At 46.7% G+C, this 17,346-nt stretch carries 15 protein-coding genes; 8 read left to right on the top strand and 7 right to left on the bottom strand.

All coding sequences use genetic code 11. The features are described from left to right. Positions 1-623 precede the first annotated feature (623 nt). The 4 genes from RH46_RS20810 to hemC are packed head-to-tail and all read right to left on the bottom strand — an operon-like array spanning position 624 to position 4,714. Positions 624-1,811, bottom strand: a complete 1,188-nt coding sequence (locus tag RH46_RS20810; RefSeq protein WP_006881501.1) for a heme biosynthesis protein HemY — start codon at positions 1,809-1,811, stop codon at positions 624-626. After that, positions 1,811-3,022, bottom strand: coding sequence for a uroporphyrinogen-III C-methyltransferase (locus tag RH46_RS20805; protein ID WP_006881500.1), 1,212 nt, complete (start codon positions 3,020-3,022; stop codon positions 1,811-1,813). Before RH46_RS20805 ends, RH46_RS20810 begins: the two co-directional genes overlap by 1 nt. Before the next feature lie 3 nt (positions 3,023-3,025). Next, positions 3,026-3,769: a uroporphyrinogen-III synthase gene (locus tag RH46_RS20800; RefSeq protein WP_040896426.1), complete on the bottom strand. Its 744-nt coding sequence runs from the start codon at positions 3,767-3,769 to the stop codon at positions 3,026-3,028. A 6-nt stretch (positions 3,770-3,775) separates the two neighbouring features. Continuing rightward, positions 3,776-4,714, bottom strand: a complete 939-nt coding sequence (gene hemC, locus RH46_RS20795; RefSeq protein WP_006881498.1) for a hydroxymethylbilane synthase — start codon at positions 4,712-4,714, stop codon at positions 3,776-3,778. Positions 4,715-5,047: 333 nt separating this feature from the next. Here hemC and RH46_RS20790 point away from each other — a divergent pair, with 333 nt between their 5' ends. Beyond that, positions 5,048-7,576, top strand: coding sequence for a class I adenylate cyclase (locus tag RH46_RS20790; RefSeq protein WP_006881497.1), 2,529 nt, complete (start codon positions 5,048-5,050; stop codon positions 7,574-7,576). Positions 7,577-7,636: 60 nt separating this feature from the next. Here the strand turns inward: RH46_RS20790 and cyaY are convergent, their stop codons facing one another. Next, positions 7,637-7,951 (bottom strand): iron donor protein CyaY, encoded by a 315-nt coding sequence (gene cyaY, locus RH46_RS20785; RefSeq protein ID WP_006881496.1) that lies wholly within the window; start codon positions 7,949-7,951, stop codon positions 7,637-7,639. 75 nt (positions 7,952-8,026) lie between these two features. On the opposite strand from cyaY, the gene lptM reads away from it, so the two are divergent. From lptM to RH46_RS20750, 7 genes are all read left to right on the top strand, one after another. Beyond that, positions 8,027-8,146: an LPS translocon maturation chaperone LptM gene (lptM, locus tag RH46_RS22645; RefSeq protein WP_419723661.1), complete on the top strand. Its 120-nt coding sequence runs from the start codon at positions 8,027-8,029 to the stop codon at positions 8,144-8,146. A 28-nt stretch (positions 8,147-8,174) separates the two neighbouring features. Further along, on the top strand, positions 8,175-9,428 hold the full coding sequence (lysA, locus tag RH46_RS20775) for a diaminopimelate decarboxylase (protein ID WP_006881494.1): 1,254 nt from the start codon (positions 8,175-8,177) through the stop codon (positions 9,426-9,428). Positions 9,429-9,438: 10 nt separating this feature from the next. Continuing rightward, on the top strand, positions 9,439-10,269 hold the full coding sequence (gene dapF / locus RH46_RS20770) for a diaminopimelate epimerase (protein WP_006881493.1): 831 nt from the start codon (positions 9,439-9,441) through the stop codon (positions 10,267-10,269). Between the two features lie 24 nt (positions 10,270-10,293). Then, positions 10,294-10,998 (top strand): DUF484 family protein, encoded by a 705-nt coding sequence (locus tag RH46_RS20765; protein ID WP_006881492.1) that lies wholly within the window; start codon positions 10,294-10,296, stop codon positions 10,996-10,998. Next, entirely contained in the window at positions 10,970-11,896 is a 927-nt protein-coding gene (xerC, locus tag RH46_RS20760; protein ID WP_006881491.1) for a tyrosine recombinase XerC, read from the top strand. Before RH46_RS20765 ends, xerC begins: the two co-directional genes overlap by 29 nt. Positions 11,897-11,898: 2 nt before the next feature. After that, on the top strand, positions 11,899-12,621 hold the full coding sequence (gene yigB / locus RH46_RS20755) for a 5-amino-6-(5-phospho-D-ribitylamino)uracil phosphatase YigB (protein WP_006881490.1): 723 nt from the start codon (positions 11,899-11,901) through the stop codon (positions 12,619-12,621). A 95-nt stretch (positions 12,622-12,716) separates the two neighbouring features. Beyond that, positions 12,717-15,191, top strand: a complete 2,475-nt coding sequence (locus RH46_RS20750) for a bifunctional diguanylate cyclase/phosphodiesterase (protein WP_006881489.1) — start codon at positions 12,717-12,719, stop codon at positions 15,189-15,191. Here RH46_RS20750 and RH46_RS20745 read toward each other — a convergent pair. Both RH46_RS20745 and RH46_RS20740 read right to left on the bottom strand, forming a co-directional pair. Then, positions 15,175-15,804 (bottom strand): tRNA-uridine aminocarboxypropyltransferase, encoded by a 630-nt coding sequence (locus tag RH46_RS20745; RefSeq protein ID WP_006881488.1) that lies wholly within the window; start codon positions 15,802-15,804, stop codon positions 15,175-15,177. The two genes, RH46_RS20750 and RH46_RS20745, sit on opposite strands and share 17 nt — an antisense overlap. Beyond that, positions 15,801-17,327, bottom strand: coding sequence for a COG3650 family protein (locus RH46_RS20740; RefSeq protein WP_006881487.1), 1,527 nt, complete (start codon positions 17,325-17,327; stop codon positions 15,801-15,803). The genes RH46_RS20745 and RH46_RS20740 overlap by 4 nt, the downstream gene beginning before the upstream one ends. Positions 17,328-17,346 lie beyond the last annotated feature (19 nt).

Here is a 17,346-nt window from a genome sequence, read left to right as displayed (position 1 = left end):
TTCCAGACCTCAGCAGAAATGCTGAGGTCTTTTCGTTTCTATCAGGTTATTTTGGTCTTCGACCAACGAGTCCCGGTTGCCTGCAACCCCAGACTAGGCGTCCCCGCCGTCCGCCACTTATTCAGAAAGCCTAGTCTTACGACTAGGCTTTCGTCGTTTTAGAACGAGATATAGAACGCTTCGCTCCGAGATCGGGCTTCGCCCTGCGAGAGTTTAGAGCGGACTTCGTCCTTCGAGATAACGGGAACGCTTCGCTGCTGGAAAACTGGATCGGGCTTCGTCCTCTTGGATTTTGGAACGGGCTGCGCCCTATTGATCGCTTCGCTGCTAGATAACTGGTACGGACTTCGTCCTCCGTGAGGTTGGGGCTGGTAGAATGGTGAAAGAACCTTTAGTACAAAGGTGTTGACAGGACTTGTCCCTGCGAAGAGATAATATTCTCGTCTCTCGTCTCTCGTCTCTCGTCTCTCGTCTCTCGTCTCTCGTCTCTCGTCTCTCGTCTCTCGTCTCTCGTCTCTCGTCTCTCGTCTCTCGTCTCTCGTCTCTCGTCTCTCGTCTCTCGTCTCTCGTCTCTCGCCCACAAAAAGCCACCTGACTAGGTGGCTTTCGAAGTACTCGTCTTGTTAAGCAGCGGGTTCGCTGACTAAGGTGAGTGCTTTCTTCGATACTTCATGAGCTGCTTTGGTTAGGTTTTGTTTTTCTAACGCATCTGCTAGCAGTCCGTAATCTGAAACGTTAGAGCGCACTGAAAGTGCCTTTTCCAGGTGTTGCTGAGCACGACTCCAGTTCTCATTGCGTAAGTGGAATTGAGCGAGCGCGCTGTTAGCTTGAGCGTTGTTAGCATCCTTTTTAAGCACACCTTCAAGGAAGGTGACGACTGGGTGGCTATCTGACAGCTTAAGCTCTGGTAGCAGGCGGTAGAGATCTGAGTTTGGATGCTTCTTCAGTGTCTCTTTAATTAAAGTAAATGCCTCGCTATCTGCCTGACGGTTAATAAGCTGTTTGGCAAAACACTCTACTAGGTGGGAGTCAGCTTTCACTTTGCGGGGTAACGCATTCCAATGCGCGATTAGACCTTCACTGCCTTTCTGCTCTGCAACTTCAGCTAGCAAGCCGCATTGTGCGCGCTGGGCTAATGGTTCTTGCTCTTCCTTAGTAACGATATTACTTTTCACTAGCTTAGGTAGCAGATCCAATAGTGGCTGCCATAGCTTGAGTTCGATGTAGACCTGCTTAAGTAGGTTAAGCACGATCATGTTATTGGCGTAGTTTGCTTTGAGGCTTGTTAGGGTTTCAAGCGCTTCGTTGTACTTAGCGTCGCGAATTTGCTGCTTCGCTCGTGTCAGTTCGACAGCAAGTTGAGAGTTATCTTGCTGTGCTGCCAGCTCTAAGTAACGATCGCGCTGAGCATCATCACCCATACCTTGTGCTGCTTCAGAGGCAACCAGGTAACAGAGAAGTGGCATATCATGATGGTTGGCCCAACGCGTCACTTTTTTCTCAGCCTGTTTGAAATCACCTTCAAGCAATTTGATGATGCCTTCGTTAGTGTAGCGGCGAGAGCGGCGCATCTTACGTACACTGAAGTAATTCCATGTTGCTGAGCTTGCGTAGAATACCTTTTTGACAAGGTATTCCAGACCGAACAGGGCTGCCAGAGCAGCAATAACGAAGATTACCAGTGTGGTAACACTCATTTCGATCGTTTTGCTAGCGATAGAGATCAGAACGTAACCTTGCTGACCAGCGTACTGGGTGCCGACAAAAAGTCCTAGCCCGAGCACAACAAAGAGGAAGATGAGTCGAAACATTATTTATCCTCCGAGACTAGGGTCGTAACCTCACGACGTAGGCGTTCACGAATAACATCAGAAAGGTTCTGCTGTGTTTCCAGTTTCACTGGGTAGTCAACCTGTACTTTCTGCGAGCTTAATAGTTCTAGAGCTTTGTTAAACTCTTTCACTTCATTTGAGTCTTGGTTAAAGAAGGTTGTTGACCATTTGTCTGCTGTCGTCAGAGCTGTTGAGTAGATCTCTTGCTGTTCGACGTAGACAGCTTTAATCGCAGTTTCCAACTTAGCTTTAATGTTCTCTTTTAAGTAGAAGTGTTGTTGAGGAGAAAGCAATGGAATCACATTGCCATCGCGAGTTCTGAATGTGATGAAGTTCTCTGAGAAATCTTTTAGTGACGTAAGCAGGTTATCTTGCCAGTCGTAGATGTCTTCTGACACTACAGGTTTCTGCTGCTGCTCTGCTTCAGGAAGAAGAGCGTTAGCTAGAGGCAGTTTATCTACCTGCTGCTGTAGGGCAGTAATGCGTAGAACTAAACCTTCACGATCTACCAGTGGGATGGTTTTTAGTTTAGTAATATCGTTCGCCATTGCCTTGCGCAGTGGAACCAAACTTGGATCGTTCAGTGCAGCGATACGTTGGTCTGCACTTTCCATCAGCTTGGTTGCGCTCACTGCGTCGTGTTCAAGAAAGAGTTTGCGACCAGCAAGCTTAACTAAGTAATCGGCTTCAGCGAGTAGCCAGTCATTCGGGCGACGTCCTTTTACATCGGCAACAGCAACTTGAAGGCTTTCAATACTTTTCTGTTGCTGAGCTAATACTGTTTCAGCGCGATGAGTGATTTCCGTTGCTTTGGCGATAGCCTGCTGCTGGGTCGCTGCTAGTTCTGACTGAACTGAGTTTTGAGTTTGCTGCAGTTGAGTTTGTAATGCACTAATTTGCGCTTGGTATTCTGCGTTCTTTTGCTGCATTTGGAAGGTTAGGCCACCACCAAAAAGAACCGAAATGACGATGGCGACAGTCGCAAGCTTAACACCACGCTTGCCCTGTTTCTCTTCAGCCTGAGCTTTCGCTGCTCCGCTAGGTTTTGACTCTGCCGCAGGGGGTGCTGTTGGCTCAGAAGTCTCTACCTTTGTTTCTGTAGACGCTTTAGTTTCTGATTTGCTTGCTTCCGCTGCCTTGTCTTTTTCTTGGTCAGGGGCAATGTTTTCGTTGTTATTTTTGCTTGTCATGACTTATTGTCCTGTTTCGTCTGGCCGGAGAGCAGCCAATAACACTTGGTTCGAGGCACTGAAAGTATTGGTGACAACTTTAAAACCGACTTCTCGTGCTTGTTGCGCTATACGCTCACTCGGTACGTAAAGGTGGAGCGTAAATAACCAGTCCAGATGTTCTTTAGTAAACTGCGAGATAAAGTAGTCGAGCTGACCTGAACTGGTTATGACTAATTGATTAATGTTTTCATCTTGCCAGATTGGCACTAATAAATCTGAGCGGAAAGCTAGGTTTTCTCGTTTGTATACTTCCCTATATTCGACACTGGCTTCTCGGGTTGCGAGTGTATCGAAGATCAGTTCACGTCCACCATTACCACGTAAGATGAGTATTTTTTTGTTGGTGACGTTTTGTAGTTCATCTAGCTTAAGCAGATGCTCACTGTCACTAATTTCTGGGTAGTGTACTTTTTGTTGGCTAACTTTGCTTAAAACATGTGCAGTTTTTTGACCAACGGCAAGGTAGATAGGGTGTGAAGGCCAAGTTCGGCTCAGTTGTGAAAGGAAATGGTTGCTCGCTGTCACAGCGTGCTGGCTGACAGCAATAATAATGTCCACTTCAGCAAGTCGCTTCTCCAACCCGGTTAATTGTTCCCCGGGCTGGATGGCTATCAGAGGGTGGTGATGACTAGCAACGCCAACCTCTGATAATTGCTGGCATAAGGAAAGGCCTTGTTGTCCCGGCCTAGTGACCAGTACTGCCATAGCGTGTTACTCGTGCTCGGCGTATAGCTTGGTCAAAATCTCTTTTGCACCGTCTGCCAGTAGCTGGTTCGCAAGTTCAACGCCTAGCGCTTCGGCATCTGTACGAGAACCACGGATCTCACCACGAACGATTTTCGAACCGTCTGGCTCACCGACTAAAGCACGCAGCCAGATGTTGTCGCCATCAATAAGAGAGTAGCTACCAATTGGTACCTGACAACCACCTTCAAGTGTTAGGTTCATTGCGCGTTCACATAGAACACGGTCTGCGGTTTCTTTATGATTAAGTGGCTCTAGCAGCTTGATCAAGCGATCGTCGTCTAAGCGACACTCGATACCAACAGCGCCTTGTCCTACAGCAGGTAGTGATTGTTCTGGCTCGATAAAGCTCTTAATACGTTCTTCTAGTTCCAGACGTTTAAGACCCGCTGCCGCCAGAATGATTGCATCATAGTCACCAGCATCAAGTTTACCCAGACGAGTACCTACATTACCGCGCAGTTCTTTAATAATCAGGTCTGGACGCGCTTCTTTAATCTGGCATTGACGACGCAGACTACATGTACCCACAACGGCACCCTGAGGAAGTTCATCAATGCTGTTATAGGTATTTGAAACAAACGCGTCACGAGGATCTTCACGTTCACAAATTGTGACCAGACCAAGACCTTCAGGGAAATCGACTGGAACATCCTTCATCGAGTGGACTGCTAAATCAGCACGACCTTCAAGCATTGCCACTTCAAGCTCTTTAACGAACAGACCTTTACCACCAACTTTGGCGAGTGGGGTATCGAGGATAATGTCGCCTTTGGTAACCATGGTTACTAGCTCAACTTCCAAACCTGGGTGAGCTGCTTGTAATGCGTCTTTAACAAAGTGGGCTTGCCACAGCGCAAGTGGGCTTTTACGCGTAGCGATTCGAATTGGAGTTGTTTGAGTCATAGTGTTCTACTGATACCAAAATAATGGCTAATCCTACCACTGTCGGCTGAAAAAGCATTAGTGCATATTGATTCGGGTGAAGGATTGATGTTTGCTAGCACAAAATCATCAAAAGAGTGTGATAAATGTCTCGTTTGTAAAATAGGCTATTATTATTAATAGCAGTTACGTACCACACTAAGAGCGGCAACTTCAGATGGACAAAATTGTGTAGATCAGATCGTACATTTCTTTACCAATCCAAATAAAAGTGTTAGATTGATCACGTTTTGTTGGTGCTTTAGAACAGTTTTTAGTCAGGCACTATCTAGGATATGAACCAAGGAAGCTCCCTTGCAGGCTTACACCAAGACGTTAACCAAAAGACTTGATAACCTTAACCAGCAACGTATTGAACGTGCGCTGGCTCTTATGGATTTACCAAGTCAACGAGTCTTCCATCTGATCCCAACTCTTCTTCATTTCAACCACCCACTATTCCCTGGTTATTTCGACGCACAAGTGCCGTATGGTATTTGCGACTTTGAGTTGAATGACATTCAGCAGCAATTTGTCGAAGATAGCCAACTGACTATTGGTCAGCCACTGCCAAGTAGTGACGAACCTGCCATCTTAGGTCTCTACACTATGGGTAGTACGTCATCTATCGGTCAAAGTACCTCTAGTGATTTAGATATCTGGGTGTGTGTCTCTCCAGAGATGGGGTGTGAAGAGAGAGAAAGCCTGACCAACAAATGCTTGCTGATCACTGACTGGGCACAAACCCAGGGGGTTGAAGCGAACTTCTTCTTGATGGATGAGCAACGTTTTCGCTCAAATCATTCTGAAGAAATGACAGGTGATAACTGTGGTTCTTCACAGCACCTGCTACTACTCGATGAGTTCTACCGCAGCGCGGTGCGTCTCGCTGGTCAACGTTTGCTTTGGCAGATCGTCCCACCGGAGATGGAAGAGTGCTACGACGAATATGTGAAAGACCTGTGCAGTAATGGATATATCGATTGCTCGAAGTGGATTGACTTTGGCAAGCTGAATCGCATCCCTGCAGAGGAGTATTTTGGCTCTAACCTCTGGCAACTCTACAAAAGTATAGATTCGCCATACAAATCGGTTCTCAAAGCCATTCTACTGGAAGCCTATTCGTGGGAGTACCCTCATACTCAGTTACTGAGCATTGATACTAAACGACGCTTCTTTGCCCATGAGCCAGACCTGTACGGGATGGATGCGTATTACCTGATGTTAGAGAAGGTGACACGTTACCTTGAGCGTATTGGTGATACCACTCGTCTTGATTTGGTTCGTCGCTGCTTCTATCTCAAAACTCATGAGAAACTATCGCGAGAGCCAAGTGTTGGTTCGGTAGCGTGGCGTCGCGAGGCTCTGAGCGAACTCGTTCAGCAGTGGAACTGGTCAGAATCGGTAATTGAAGAGCTTGATGACCGTCGTAACTGGAAAGTGGAACAGGTTAAGGTTGTGCACCATGCGTTGTTGGACGCTTTGATGCAGAGCTATCGTAACCTGATTCAGTTTGCTCGTCGTAACGACATTACTTCGGCAATCAGCCCTCAAGACATCAGTATTCTGGCGCGTAAGCTCTATGCTGCGTTTGAAGTTCTGCCTGGTAAAGTGACGTTGCTTAATCCGCAAATCTCTCCAGATTTGCACGAATCGGACCTAACCTTTATAGAAGTACGTCCGGGTCGTACCAACAAGTCTGGCTGGTACCTTTACAAGCAGCCGCTGACTCCACATCGAATTATTGGTCAGGCACCGCTCGAACATAACGAATACCTGAGTAAGCTGGTTGCTTGGTCGTTCTTTAATGGTTTGATTACTGAGTCGACTCGCTTGCACTCGGTGATTCGTGATGCTCACCTCGATATCGATAAGTTTTATCAAATGGTGAGTGATTTACGTAATACTTTTTCATTGCGTAAACGTCGTCCAACCATGCAGGCGTTGGCGAGCCCGTGTGAGATCAGCCAGCTAGCGATGTTCATTAACTTTGAAAATGACCCGACTGCTGAGCTGAATGGTAAATCGCTCAAGCTTGATCCTAAAACCACTGATATCTTCAGTTTTGGCCCGGAACAGAAATGCTTGGTCGGCAGTGTTGATTTGGTTTATCGCAATTCTTGGCACGAAGTGCGCACTCTGCACTTTAAAGGCGAGACAGCGATGCTAGACGCTTTAAAAACGGTTTTGGGCAAAATGCACCAGGATGCGATTCCGCCAGAGTCGGTAGACGTGTTCTGTTACAGCAAGAACTTGCGCGGTGTGATGCGTAATAAAGTATACCAGTTGCTGGCAGAGTGCATTGATTTGCGCTTGAAACCCGTTGAGCAGGAAAAACGTCGCCGCTTTAAAGCGTTGCGCATTGGTCAGCAAACTTACGGTCTGTTCTACGAACGCCGTGGTGTTTCGGTACAGATGCTAGAAAACTCCGTTGATTTCTACCGTAGTATCTCAACCAATAAGCTCAAAGGTTCACCTTTGCTGATGCTAGATAAAGAGCAGGACTATCAGCTACCGGAAGTGGTAGATGGTTTTGCCAGTGAAGGTCTGATTCAGTTCTTCTTCGAAGATACTGATAAAGGGTTCAATATCTATGTACTCGATGAAGCGAACCGCGTTGAGGTCTATCACCAGTTTAAGGGTGAGAAGGATGAGATGATTGCTAGCGTTAATAGCTTCTATACCTCGGTAAAAGACGAGAATCCGCTCTCTTCGAAGTTAATTAACTTCAACTTACCTCAGTACTATCAAATTGTCCGTCCGGAAGATGACGAGCCTTATATTGTCCCTTACCGCAATGACGGTGCTAGCTACTCCAGGCCAAGTAAGATAGTTAACGCCTAGCTACAAATACAAAAAAGAGCATCTGAGATGCTCTTTTTTAATATCTTGTGTGCGGAAGAATTAAACCCATTCGATCTCTTCGTCGCTGTGTTTTTCACACTCTTGCTTAACCATAGCGATAAGCTCTAAACCTGTTTTAGAACATGTCCAGTTACCGTCAACCAAAGCGAAGTGGAAGCCACCAGATTTAGATGCTAACCAGATCTCTTTCATTGGTTCCTGACGGTTAATAATGATTTGGCTACGGTCTTCAAACTCTAAAGTCATTACGTTGCCAGAGGTCTCGTAATCGATGTCCGCACCTGAATCATCAATCATTTCCTCGATGATTTGCATTTGAACATCTACTAACTGATGAAATTCAGTATCGTTCATCTAATCTATCCTATTGCTTTTCTTGAGTGTGGTGCGATTATAGGGGGCATTGATAGAATAATCACGACACAACCAATGAAAAAATCGATCTTAGCTCTATTTATCTTTTCAGTCCTTGGCTTAGCTGGCTGTGGTCAAACTGGACCTCTTTACATGCCTGAAGATGCTCAACAGAACGAGCAATCTTCACAATAATTAGAATCAGAATATAAGGGAAAGTACTTTGGATTACTTCAACTATCAGGATGATGGCCAGCTCTGGGCCGAAGATGTCGCACTTACTGAACTTGCACAACAGTTTGGTACGCCACTATACGTCTACTCGCGCGCGACACTAGAGCGCCATTGGCATGCGTTTGATAAATCGGTTGGCGAACATCCTCACTTGGTATGCTATGCCGTGAAAGCAAACTCAAACCTGGGCGTACTGAACGCTCTGGCTCGATTAGGTTCTGGCTTTGATATTGTTTCTGGTGGTGAACTGGAACGAGTTATTGCTGCCGGCGGTGAACCGAGTAAAGTTGTATTCTCAGGTGTTGGTAAGACTGAAGCAGAAATGAAGCGAGCTCTTGAGCTAGGCATCAAATGCTTCAATGTGGAGTCCGAACCAGAGCTAGAACGCCTCAATAAAGTTGCTGGTGAACTTGGTAAGAAAGCGCCAATTTCACTACGTATTAACCCAGATGTTGATGCTAATACCCACCCTTATATCTCTACAGGCTTGCGTGATAACAAGTTTGGTATCGCGTTTGAACGCGCACCAGCTGTCTACAAGTTTGCTCAAAGCCTTGAGCATCTGGATGTGCGCGGTATTGACTGTCACATTGGTTCTCAGCTAACAGACATCGAACCATTTATCGATGCAACAGATCGTCTGCTTGCGCTGATTGATGATCTTAAATCTCAAGGTGTCACCATTGAGCATCTTGATGTTGGTGGTGGTCTTGGTGTGGTTTACCGCGATGAGTTACCGCCGGAGCCTTCTGATTATGCTAAAGCTCTACTAGGTCGTTTGGAGAACCACCAAGATCTAGAGCTTATCTTTGAACCGGGTCGTGCAATTGCAGCAAATGCTGGCGTGCTACTGACTAAGGTCGAGTTCCTTAAGCCTACCGAACACAAAAATTTTGCCATTATCGATGCAGCAATGAATGACCTGATGCGTCCTGCGCTTTATCAGGCATGGCAGGACATTGTGCCAGTCTGCCCTCGAGAAGGTGAACCGGTGACTTACGATTTGGTTGGCCCTATCTGTGAAACAGGTGACTTCCTTGGCAAAGATCGTGCGCTAGTGATTGAAGAGAATGATCTGCTGGCGGTGCGCTCTGCGGGTGCTTATGGCTTTGTAATGTCTTCGAACTACAATACTCGTTCTCGCGCAGCAGAAGTGATGGTAGACGGCAATCAAGCTCATTTAGTGCGCCAGAGAGAAGAGCTATCAAGCTTGTGGGCACTTGAAAACGTACTTCCGGAGTAATTGAAGTCTTATGCATTTCCATTTTTCAAAAATGCACGGTTTGGGTAATGACTTCATGGTCGTTGATTGCATTACTCAAAACATTTTCTTTTCCCCTGATTTGATCCGTCGCCTGGCGGATCGTCATACAGGGGTGGGCTTTGACCAGCTACTTGTGGTTGAAGCGCCATACGATCCAGAAACCGACTTTCACTACCGAATTTTTAATGCTGATGGCAGTGAAGTAGAACAGTGTGGTAACGGAGCCCGTTGCTTTGCTCGTTTTGTTCGAATGAAGGGATTGACCAACAAATACAGCATCAGTGTGAGTACTAAGAAAGGCAAAATGGTACTCAACATTGAGGAAGATGATCAGGTTACGGTCAACATGGGTGAGCCAGAGTTTGAGCCGGGCAAAATTCCTTTTAAAGCCAAGCAGACTGAGAAAACCTACATTCTGCGTGCTGATGACAAAACCCTGTTTTGTGGTGCAGTAAGTATGGGCAACCCACATGTAGTCACTGTGGTTGATGATGTGACGACAGCTGACGTTGATACCTTAGGACCGCTACTCGAATCCCATGAACGATTCCCTGAGCGAGTGAATGCTGGGTTTATGCAGGTTGTGCGACGCGATGAAGTAAACCTTCGAGTTTATGAGCGTGGCGCGGGAGAGACGCAAGCTTGTGGTAGCGGTGCCTGTGGTGCAGTTGCGGTTGGTATCGTGCAAGGGCTTTTGGATGAAAAGGTTAAAGTAAACCTACCTGGTGGCTCGCTGCAAATTAGCTGGCAAGGTCCGGGCAAACCCCTATATATGACTGGCCCTGCTACCCATGTGTTTGATGGTCAGCTAAGCTGCTAAGAATAAAAATAACAAGGAATCAACGTGTCTCAAATTGAAGCGGATGCACTGACGGCAGAAGTGGTCGCCGAGTACCTACGCGATAATCCAGACTTTTTTACTCATCGCCGTGATTTGGTTGATCGGCTTGCGTTACCCAATCAAGAGCAAGGTGCGGTTTCGCTGGTTCATGTGCAAATGAACCGCCAGCGTCAGCGAATAGAAGAGCTCGAGGAAGAAATTACTTCTTTGATGTCTCTGGCGAAGAGTAACGATAGAACTTTCCATGAGTTCATGGAACTGCAGGAGCAGGTCCTGAAATGTGAGACGCTATTTTCAGTAGTGAAAGCGATCGAAGAGATGGCGAAGTCTCTCGGGCTGGTGGCCTATGTTCGCTTACTGGATAGTGAGTCGGGCTATTATTCTTTAAACAAGGAAAACTACCAGCGTTTCGCGACTAACCACCTGAATGGTAAAGATGCTTACCTGGGGCGGATGCGCAAAGTCGATCGTGAACTCTTACTTGGTGAAAACTCGCGTGCACCTGAAATGGGCTCTTATGTCGTGCTACCTTTATATAAAAAAGCACTGCAAGGGGTACTGATGTTCTCAAGTAGCGATGGTGGTCATTTCCAACCACATATGGATACCTTATTCCTGCGTCATCTGGCACTGGTTTTATCCCACCTTATTGAAAGCCTGCCTTGGCAGTGTGAAGACCATGAGCGAATCAGTAGCACCTCTGCCTAACGGCCTCCAAAAGCCTCTGGAACGCTTCTATGAATATCTCAGAAGCGAGAAGGGGCTTAGTCTCCACACCCAGCGTAATTACAAACAGCAGCTTGAAACCATGGCGCATCATTTGGTGCACCTAGGCCTCAAAGAGTGGCAGCAAGTTGATGCGGGCTGGGTAAGACAGATCGCGAGTAAAGGTATGCGCGACGGGATGAAAGCGAGCAGTATCGCTACTCGTCTATCGTCGCTACGTAGTTTTTTCGACTTTCTTATCTTGCGCGGTGAAATGGCTGCCAACCCTGCCAAAGGGGTTTCGGCACCACGTAAAAAGCGCCCATTACCAAAAAACCTTGATGTTGATGAGGTAGGCCAGTTACTTGAGGTCAATGAAGATGACCCGTTAGCAGTTCGCGATCGGGCTATGATGGAACTCATGTATGGTGCTGGTCTGCGTCTGGCTGAACTGGTGAGTGTCAACGTTAAGGATGTTAGCCTCTCCTCGGGCGAGTTACGTGTCATCGGTAAAGGTGACAAAGAGCGTAAGGTGCCATTTGCGGGAATGGCAACAGAGTGGGTGACAAAGTGGCTTAAAGTTCGCTCTAGTCTGGCGAAAAGTGATGAAACAGCGCTGTTTGTATCGAAACTCGGTGTGCGTATATCGCACCGTAATGTGCAGAAACGTATGGCTGAGTGGGGGCAGAAGCAGTCTGTTGCCAGTCATATTAGTCCGCACAAACTGCGTCACTCGTTTGCAACTCATATGTTGGAGTCGAGCAATAACCTGCGTGCAGTGCAGGAGTTACTCGGACATGAGAATATCTCAACCACGCAAATCTATACTCATCTGGATTTCCAACATCTAGCCGATGTTTATGACCAGGCTCATCCCAGAGCGAAGAAGAAAGGGAAATAACCGTGCAGTTTTACCGCCAGTGGCAACCTGTTAAAGCTATGACCTTCGATCTCGATGATACGCTTTATGATAATCGCCCTATCATTCGTCAAGTTGAACGTCAGATGGTCGAGTGGTTACATCAACAACATCCAGTATCCGCAACTCAACCATTGAGCTGGTGGTATGACTTAAAACGTTCTCTCGCGGAGCAGGATAGTTGGTTGCCTAACGATGTAACCTTGTGGCGCTACAAACAGATAGAGCAAGGCTTGTTGCAACTTGGCTATCAGGAACAACAGGCACAGCAGGCAGCCAATGAGGCGATCGATCGTGTGCTAGAGCTACGAAGTAACTTCACTGTCCCTCAAGAATCCCATCGCGTGTTAGCTGAGCTGGCTGACCAAATACCTTTAGTGGCGATAACCAATGGTAATGTCGATGTACAAAAGATTGGTTTGTCCGATTACTTTTCATTGGTGTTGAAAGCGGGCCCTGATGGTTATGCCAAGCCACATCGAGAATTGTTTGATAAAGCCCAGCAGTTTCTCAAGCTACCGGCCCAGCAAATTCTGCATGTGGGCGACCATTTAGTCTCTGATGTGTTGGGTGCTAAGCGAAGTGGAATGAAAGCATGTTGGTTTAATGATCAGGCGACCAACCTGCTTCAAAGCGAAAAAGCTCAGGTTTTACCAGATGTTGAAGTAAACCGATTATCTGACCTGTTGTTATTGAGAGAGATGTAAATAGCATCTCTCCAAATCTCCCCTTTTCATATAGGTGCACATGCATTACGGTATAGACATAAGTAAATAAATAATACACGTCTTAGGCTATTTGAATGCGCACTTATTCGGCGCTGATTTTTAACGATCAGCAATTAATGGCGTTTCTACAGGATATTCCTGCCGGAGATTCTCTATCTCATCTTGTGCAGATCCTTTCAACGCAACCAGAACCTCTGGTCTGTGCTTATGCGCAGCAAATTGACGCACAGCTCGTCGATAGTCACATCATAGGTCATAGCACTCGCCATACCATTTATGATGGTCAAATTGCTCATGAGGGTAGCCTGGTTGTCGTTTCTTGCTTTGAACATACTTGGTTAACCTCGACTTGTGTTGAACTGAGTGATAACCCGATTAGTTCCGCAAACCGTATTCGTGATGAGTTAACGCTTAGCCAAGATTCGCAACTCATCATCAGTTTTTCCCAGCATATTAGTAGTCTCGACTTTAATCTTTATCGCGCTCTTGGTGAACTAACTCAGGTACCGATTAGCGGGGGAGTCGCCGCCAATGTCGACGAACATGAAGAGTGGGTACTGTTTGGTACCCAAACCTACCAGAAATGTTCGGTTTCAGTAGCGCTGCATAGTAAGCGTCTGAAAGTGTGGCGCGGGGCGTTCTCTGAATGGACGCCTGTCGGTGGGCCATTAAGGGTGACTGATGCGGATGGATGTCGATTAAAATCACTCGACTATCAACCCGCCTATCGCATATTTCAAACCAGACTGGCTGAAGGTCGAACGCTTGGCCTCGAGCAGATGCTTAGTTTTCCGCTGAAAAGCAGTTCTGGAGAGATAAGCTGCGCACGAGAGATTTACTCTGATGGCAGTATTGAGTTGGATAAACCGATTCCGATTGGTGATGAGGTCCGAATTTGCTACAACCACCCATCATTGACGTTGGAGCAAGTTCGTCATGATGTCAGCCAGCTCGCTGAGAAAAACCCTGAGTCGATTTTTATATATAACTGCGAGTCTCGATTAGAGTTTGTCGAAGGTGTGAGTGAAATAAAACTATTCGACAAGTTTGAAGCCAGCTGTGGCTCCTACTGTCTGGGCGAGTTTTATCGTAGTGATCGACAGCAGACCCTTCATCACAGCATGACCTATGTCGCCCTCAGCGAAGATGACTCTCGCCGGGCAATTACGCTACAAGGAGAGGACGAGTTTTCGGTATCTCCTTTGTTCCACCTCATTCGTCACTCTATTGATGAACTGAATCAGATCCGTCAGGGTGTCGAACAGAAGCTGGCAAAGCAGACAGAAGCCCTGATTGCGAGTTATCGAGTCGACAAGCATACCGGGCTACAAAATCGTGTAGCCCTGCAAGAGAAGCTGATACGCCTTAAGGGCAACGAACATATTATCACTTTCAAGCTGTCTAACTTTCATCAGGTTAACGAGAAGTATGGTTATCAGGTTGCCGATGAGCTGATCCGTGATTTGACGGAACATATCACTGCAAATATTGAGAATCGCCACGGAAGTGATTTGGTTAAGCACCTCTACTACATTGGTCCTGCAGAGTGGGCGATAGTGTTTGCTTCGGATGAAACCAGTGAGCAGATTCGACAAGAATTTTCGACCTTTGCTGAGCAGCTTGAACACATTAATTTTGAGCCTTATGGCTTACCTGAGATTGATTATCTGTCCGTTTCTATTACCGCCGGCATTGCTAGCAGAGCGGATTTCCCTGAAGTTCAGGGTGAAGAGTTGTTGCTGAAATCGATTGACGCTCGACGTATGGGGAAAGCACGCAACACGCATATGTTTAACGCCAAAGCCTGTTCTCTATCTGCCGCTGAACACCAGGATAGACTTGATCTGATGGGCGTTGTTAGTCGCGCAATTCTTAACAAGCGTATTCTTACTTATAGTCAACCGATCTTTGCTGCTCACTCGAGAAAGCAAGTATCGCAAGAGTGTCTGGTCAGAATTGAAGATGGAGGTAACATCATCGCTCCGGGACGCTTCTTACCGATAATTGAAGGGACTCATCTATACACTCGTCTGAGTCGTCATATGCTGACTTCGACGGTTGAGTTCATGGCAAACCGTGACGACTCTTTCTCAATTAATCTGTCACCACAGGACATGCTCAGTGATAAAACGTTATACCTGCTAGAGCAGTCGGTCGCTGAGATGAATGACCCCTATCGGTTGGGGATTGAAGTGCTCGAGTCCGAGCAGATTAAAGACTTTGGCCGTATGGCAGAAATCTGCAGTCACTTTAAGAAGTTAGGTGTGCGATTAATGGTCGATGACTTTGGTTCGGGTTACTCTAATCTGGACGAAATCATTCGCCTTGAGCCAGACATCATTAAGCTTGATGGCAGCCTGATCAAAACGATCGATAAAGATGAGAAACAACGCCAAATTACCGCTCAGCTGGTCAAGCTGTGTCAGGTTCTCAACGCTAAAACAGTGGCTGAGTTTGTCCACAATGTAGAGGTGTGCAACATTGCAGAAAGCCTCGGAGTAGACTATCTGCAAGGCTTCTATTTAGCAGAGCCTAAACGCCTGTTTTAGGCTCAAATGCGTGACCACTTTTGTCGGCTTTAAATGCCAGCATATAATGGTCAAAGAAGTGTAGAAGTTGCTCAGCGGCGCTCTCTTTACCCATCGAAGTGAGTAACTCACAGCAGACTTCTAGTGTGCACAGGTGCCCTTGCTGTTGATTGCGTCTTAGCTGATAAGTAGATACCCGGCCCGGAGTTAGGTGGACCTGTGGCAGAGCTTGCAACCAAGGACTCTTACGCAACATCTTTTTAGCTTCTTGCCACGTGCCATCCAAAATAATGAATAGCGGCGTTTTATCTGCGTTTAGCGCTGGCTGCTTAACTGTCGAGATAGAGACACTCTCATCGCTCGGAAAGAGTAAATAGGGTGCAAACGCTTTACTCTCTATCATCGCGAGTAGTTCGTGGCATGGTTCAGTGCGCTTCCAGATATGGCAGCTGCTACTGTTGAGGCTTTTAAGTAACCACTGACCTGTATTGGTTTCACGCTCCAGCTCGTTCTCATGCATTAGCAGGGCAATGTGTATCGGTGCTTCAATATGAGGTAGCAATTCACACACACACTGGTAACTCAATTGACATTGAGGGCAACGAGTGCCCTCATTTACGTTTTCTGAACTCACAGGGCAATCCCTTGTTGATGGGGAGTTAAACCATCAGAAAAGAGCTGAATTTGGCTGATCTCATCATAGTTAGCAACCGGTGCCATGCTAGGGTTGAGTGGGTACTTGCTGCCGTCATATTTCAGGTTATGTTGATTCGGTACCGCACCGCCGCCACTGACAAACAGAATTAAGTCCTGCCAGTCATTGTGTTTGTTGGTTCCAACGTTGATCGGCGTTCTGACCAGGGTAATACGACTATTGAACTGCCATGTCTGTTGTTGGTTATCAAAGATCAAGAGAGTGCAGCCACCTGAGCCGCACCAATCCAGTTGTACCAGAAGCTCCTTATCACCATCACCGTTGAGATCATAGCTAAGCCAGCGATAACGTGTACCAGTTGGATCGGTATTATTAGCACGGAAGTAGTCGCGCAGGGTTTTGTCTACCTTAGGGTTGAATTCAGCACTTGCAGGAATCGCGAGTGGGTTGAATTCTGCTGGCTCGGATTGACCTGTCTGTTCCGATTTGAATAAGGTTAATCCGCCATCTGCAATCGGATAAACCATGTTGCCCACTTTTTCCTGCTCTGCGGTTAGCTTATTGCCGTCACGAGTAAAAATTCGTTCAGATAACAGCGGTTGCTGTTGATGGTGGGTCATAACAACCTGAATTTGCTCTTGGTTAAGTTGTTGCCAGTAACCACGTTCAACGGAATCCGATTCACCATTATCGTAGCTGTAGGTGGTTATCGCACTGTGATCTGGCGAGACCTTCAAGCTGACACTAAAGTTGCTTGCCTGAGTTGAAGTCGCTTGGTAGAAACCACTCCAATTGCTGGTGGCATCCTTGTTAGACAAGGTGGCACAGCCTTGATATGTCGTACCGTCGAGGTTTAATGTTGAGCTCCAGCCATACAGGGAATCACTCATCCCATCGACACAGCTACGCTTATTGAGCTCTAACCAACCTTCATCAAATTGATAGCGACGACGGTCTGATTCAATACGGCTTGAGTTGAGTGTTAACTGTTGTTTCGCTTCGCCAGGCTTTTGCAGGGTGAGCTGTTTGTCGGCAAAGCTAACTGACCAAAACGGTTCATTGCCAAATGCACGTGTCGGCTTTACTGGTTGATCACAGCGTTTTGGATTTTCAGCGCTAAGAATATTAATTGAGTCAACGATAAAGCGGGCATTGTAGTCTGCGACAAAACCGTCTGCCTGGCCTGTTGCTAGATGACCCACCACTTCACCATACAGAGGAGCATAAGGGCTGCGTACCAGCTTTAGTGCTTGCTGAAATTGGTCACTTGGCAGGTCGAGCCAATATTGCTGCTGACTTCCACATGGTGTAATCGAACGTACCTCATGGCCAAGTACCACTTCACCACGCATGACAAACGTTTGTGGTTGAATGCTGACTGGATTATCTAAGCTGGCTTTGGGCGTTGATTGATTCGAACTGTTTGGTTGCGAATCAAATGTAGAACAAGCTGACAACGCAAGTAAAATCATTACAGCCGCTGGGTTTCGAAGCGCCTTCATGCTATATCTTCCCTATTCA

This window comes from Vibrio brasiliensis LMG 20546 (assembly GCF_000189255.1).
GTDB lineage: Bacteria > Pseudomonadota > Gammaproteobacteria > Enterobacterales > Vibrionaceae > Vibrio > Vibrio brasiliensis.
The sequence above is the reverse complement of the archived record's forward strand: the minus strand, read 5'-3'. Positions and strand labels throughout refer to the sequence as shown.

Excerpts from the sequence above, each read along its gene's own strand:
- cyaY (WP_006881496.1), bottom strand. The coding sequence starts at position 7,951 with ATGAACGATACTGAATTTCATCAGTTAGTAGATGTTCAAATGCAAATC.
- hemC (WP_006881498.1), bottom strand. The coding sequence starts at position 4,714 with ATGACTCAAACAACTCCAATTCGAATCGCTACGCGTAAAAGCCCACTT.
- RH46_RS20740 (WP_006881487.1), bottom strand. The coding sequence starts at position 17,327 with ATGAAGGCGCTTCGAAACCCAGCGGCTGTAATGATTTTACTTGCGTTG.
- RH46_RS20750 (WP_006881489.1), top strand. The coding sequence starts at position 12,717 with ATGCGCACTTATTCGGCGCTGATTTTTAACGATCAGCAATTAATGGCG.
- RH46_RS20810 (WP_006881501.1), bottom strand. The coding sequence starts at position 1,811 with ATGTTTCGACTCATCTTCCTCTTTGTTGTGCTCGGGCTAGGACTTTTT.
- RH46_RS20805 (WP_006881500.1), bottom strand. The coding sequence starts at position 3,022 with ATGACAAGCAAAAATAACAACGAAAACATTGCCCCTGACCAAGAAAAA.
- xerC (WP_006881491.1), top strand. The coding sequence starts at position 10,970 with ATGAGCGAATCAGTAGCACCTCTGCCTAACGGCCTCCAAAAGCCTCTG.
- dapF (WP_006881493.1), top strand. The coding sequence starts at position 9,439 with ATGCATTTCCATTTTTCAAAAATGCACGGTTTGGGTAATGACTTCATG.
- lptM (WP_419723661.1), top strand. The coding sequence starts at position 8,027 with ATGAAAAAATCGATCTTAGCTCTATTTATCTTTTCAGTCCTTGGCTTA.
- RH46_RS20800 (WP_040896426.1), bottom strand. The coding sequence starts at position 3,769 with ATGGCAGTACTGGTCACTAGGCCGGGACAACAAGGCCTTTCCTTATGC.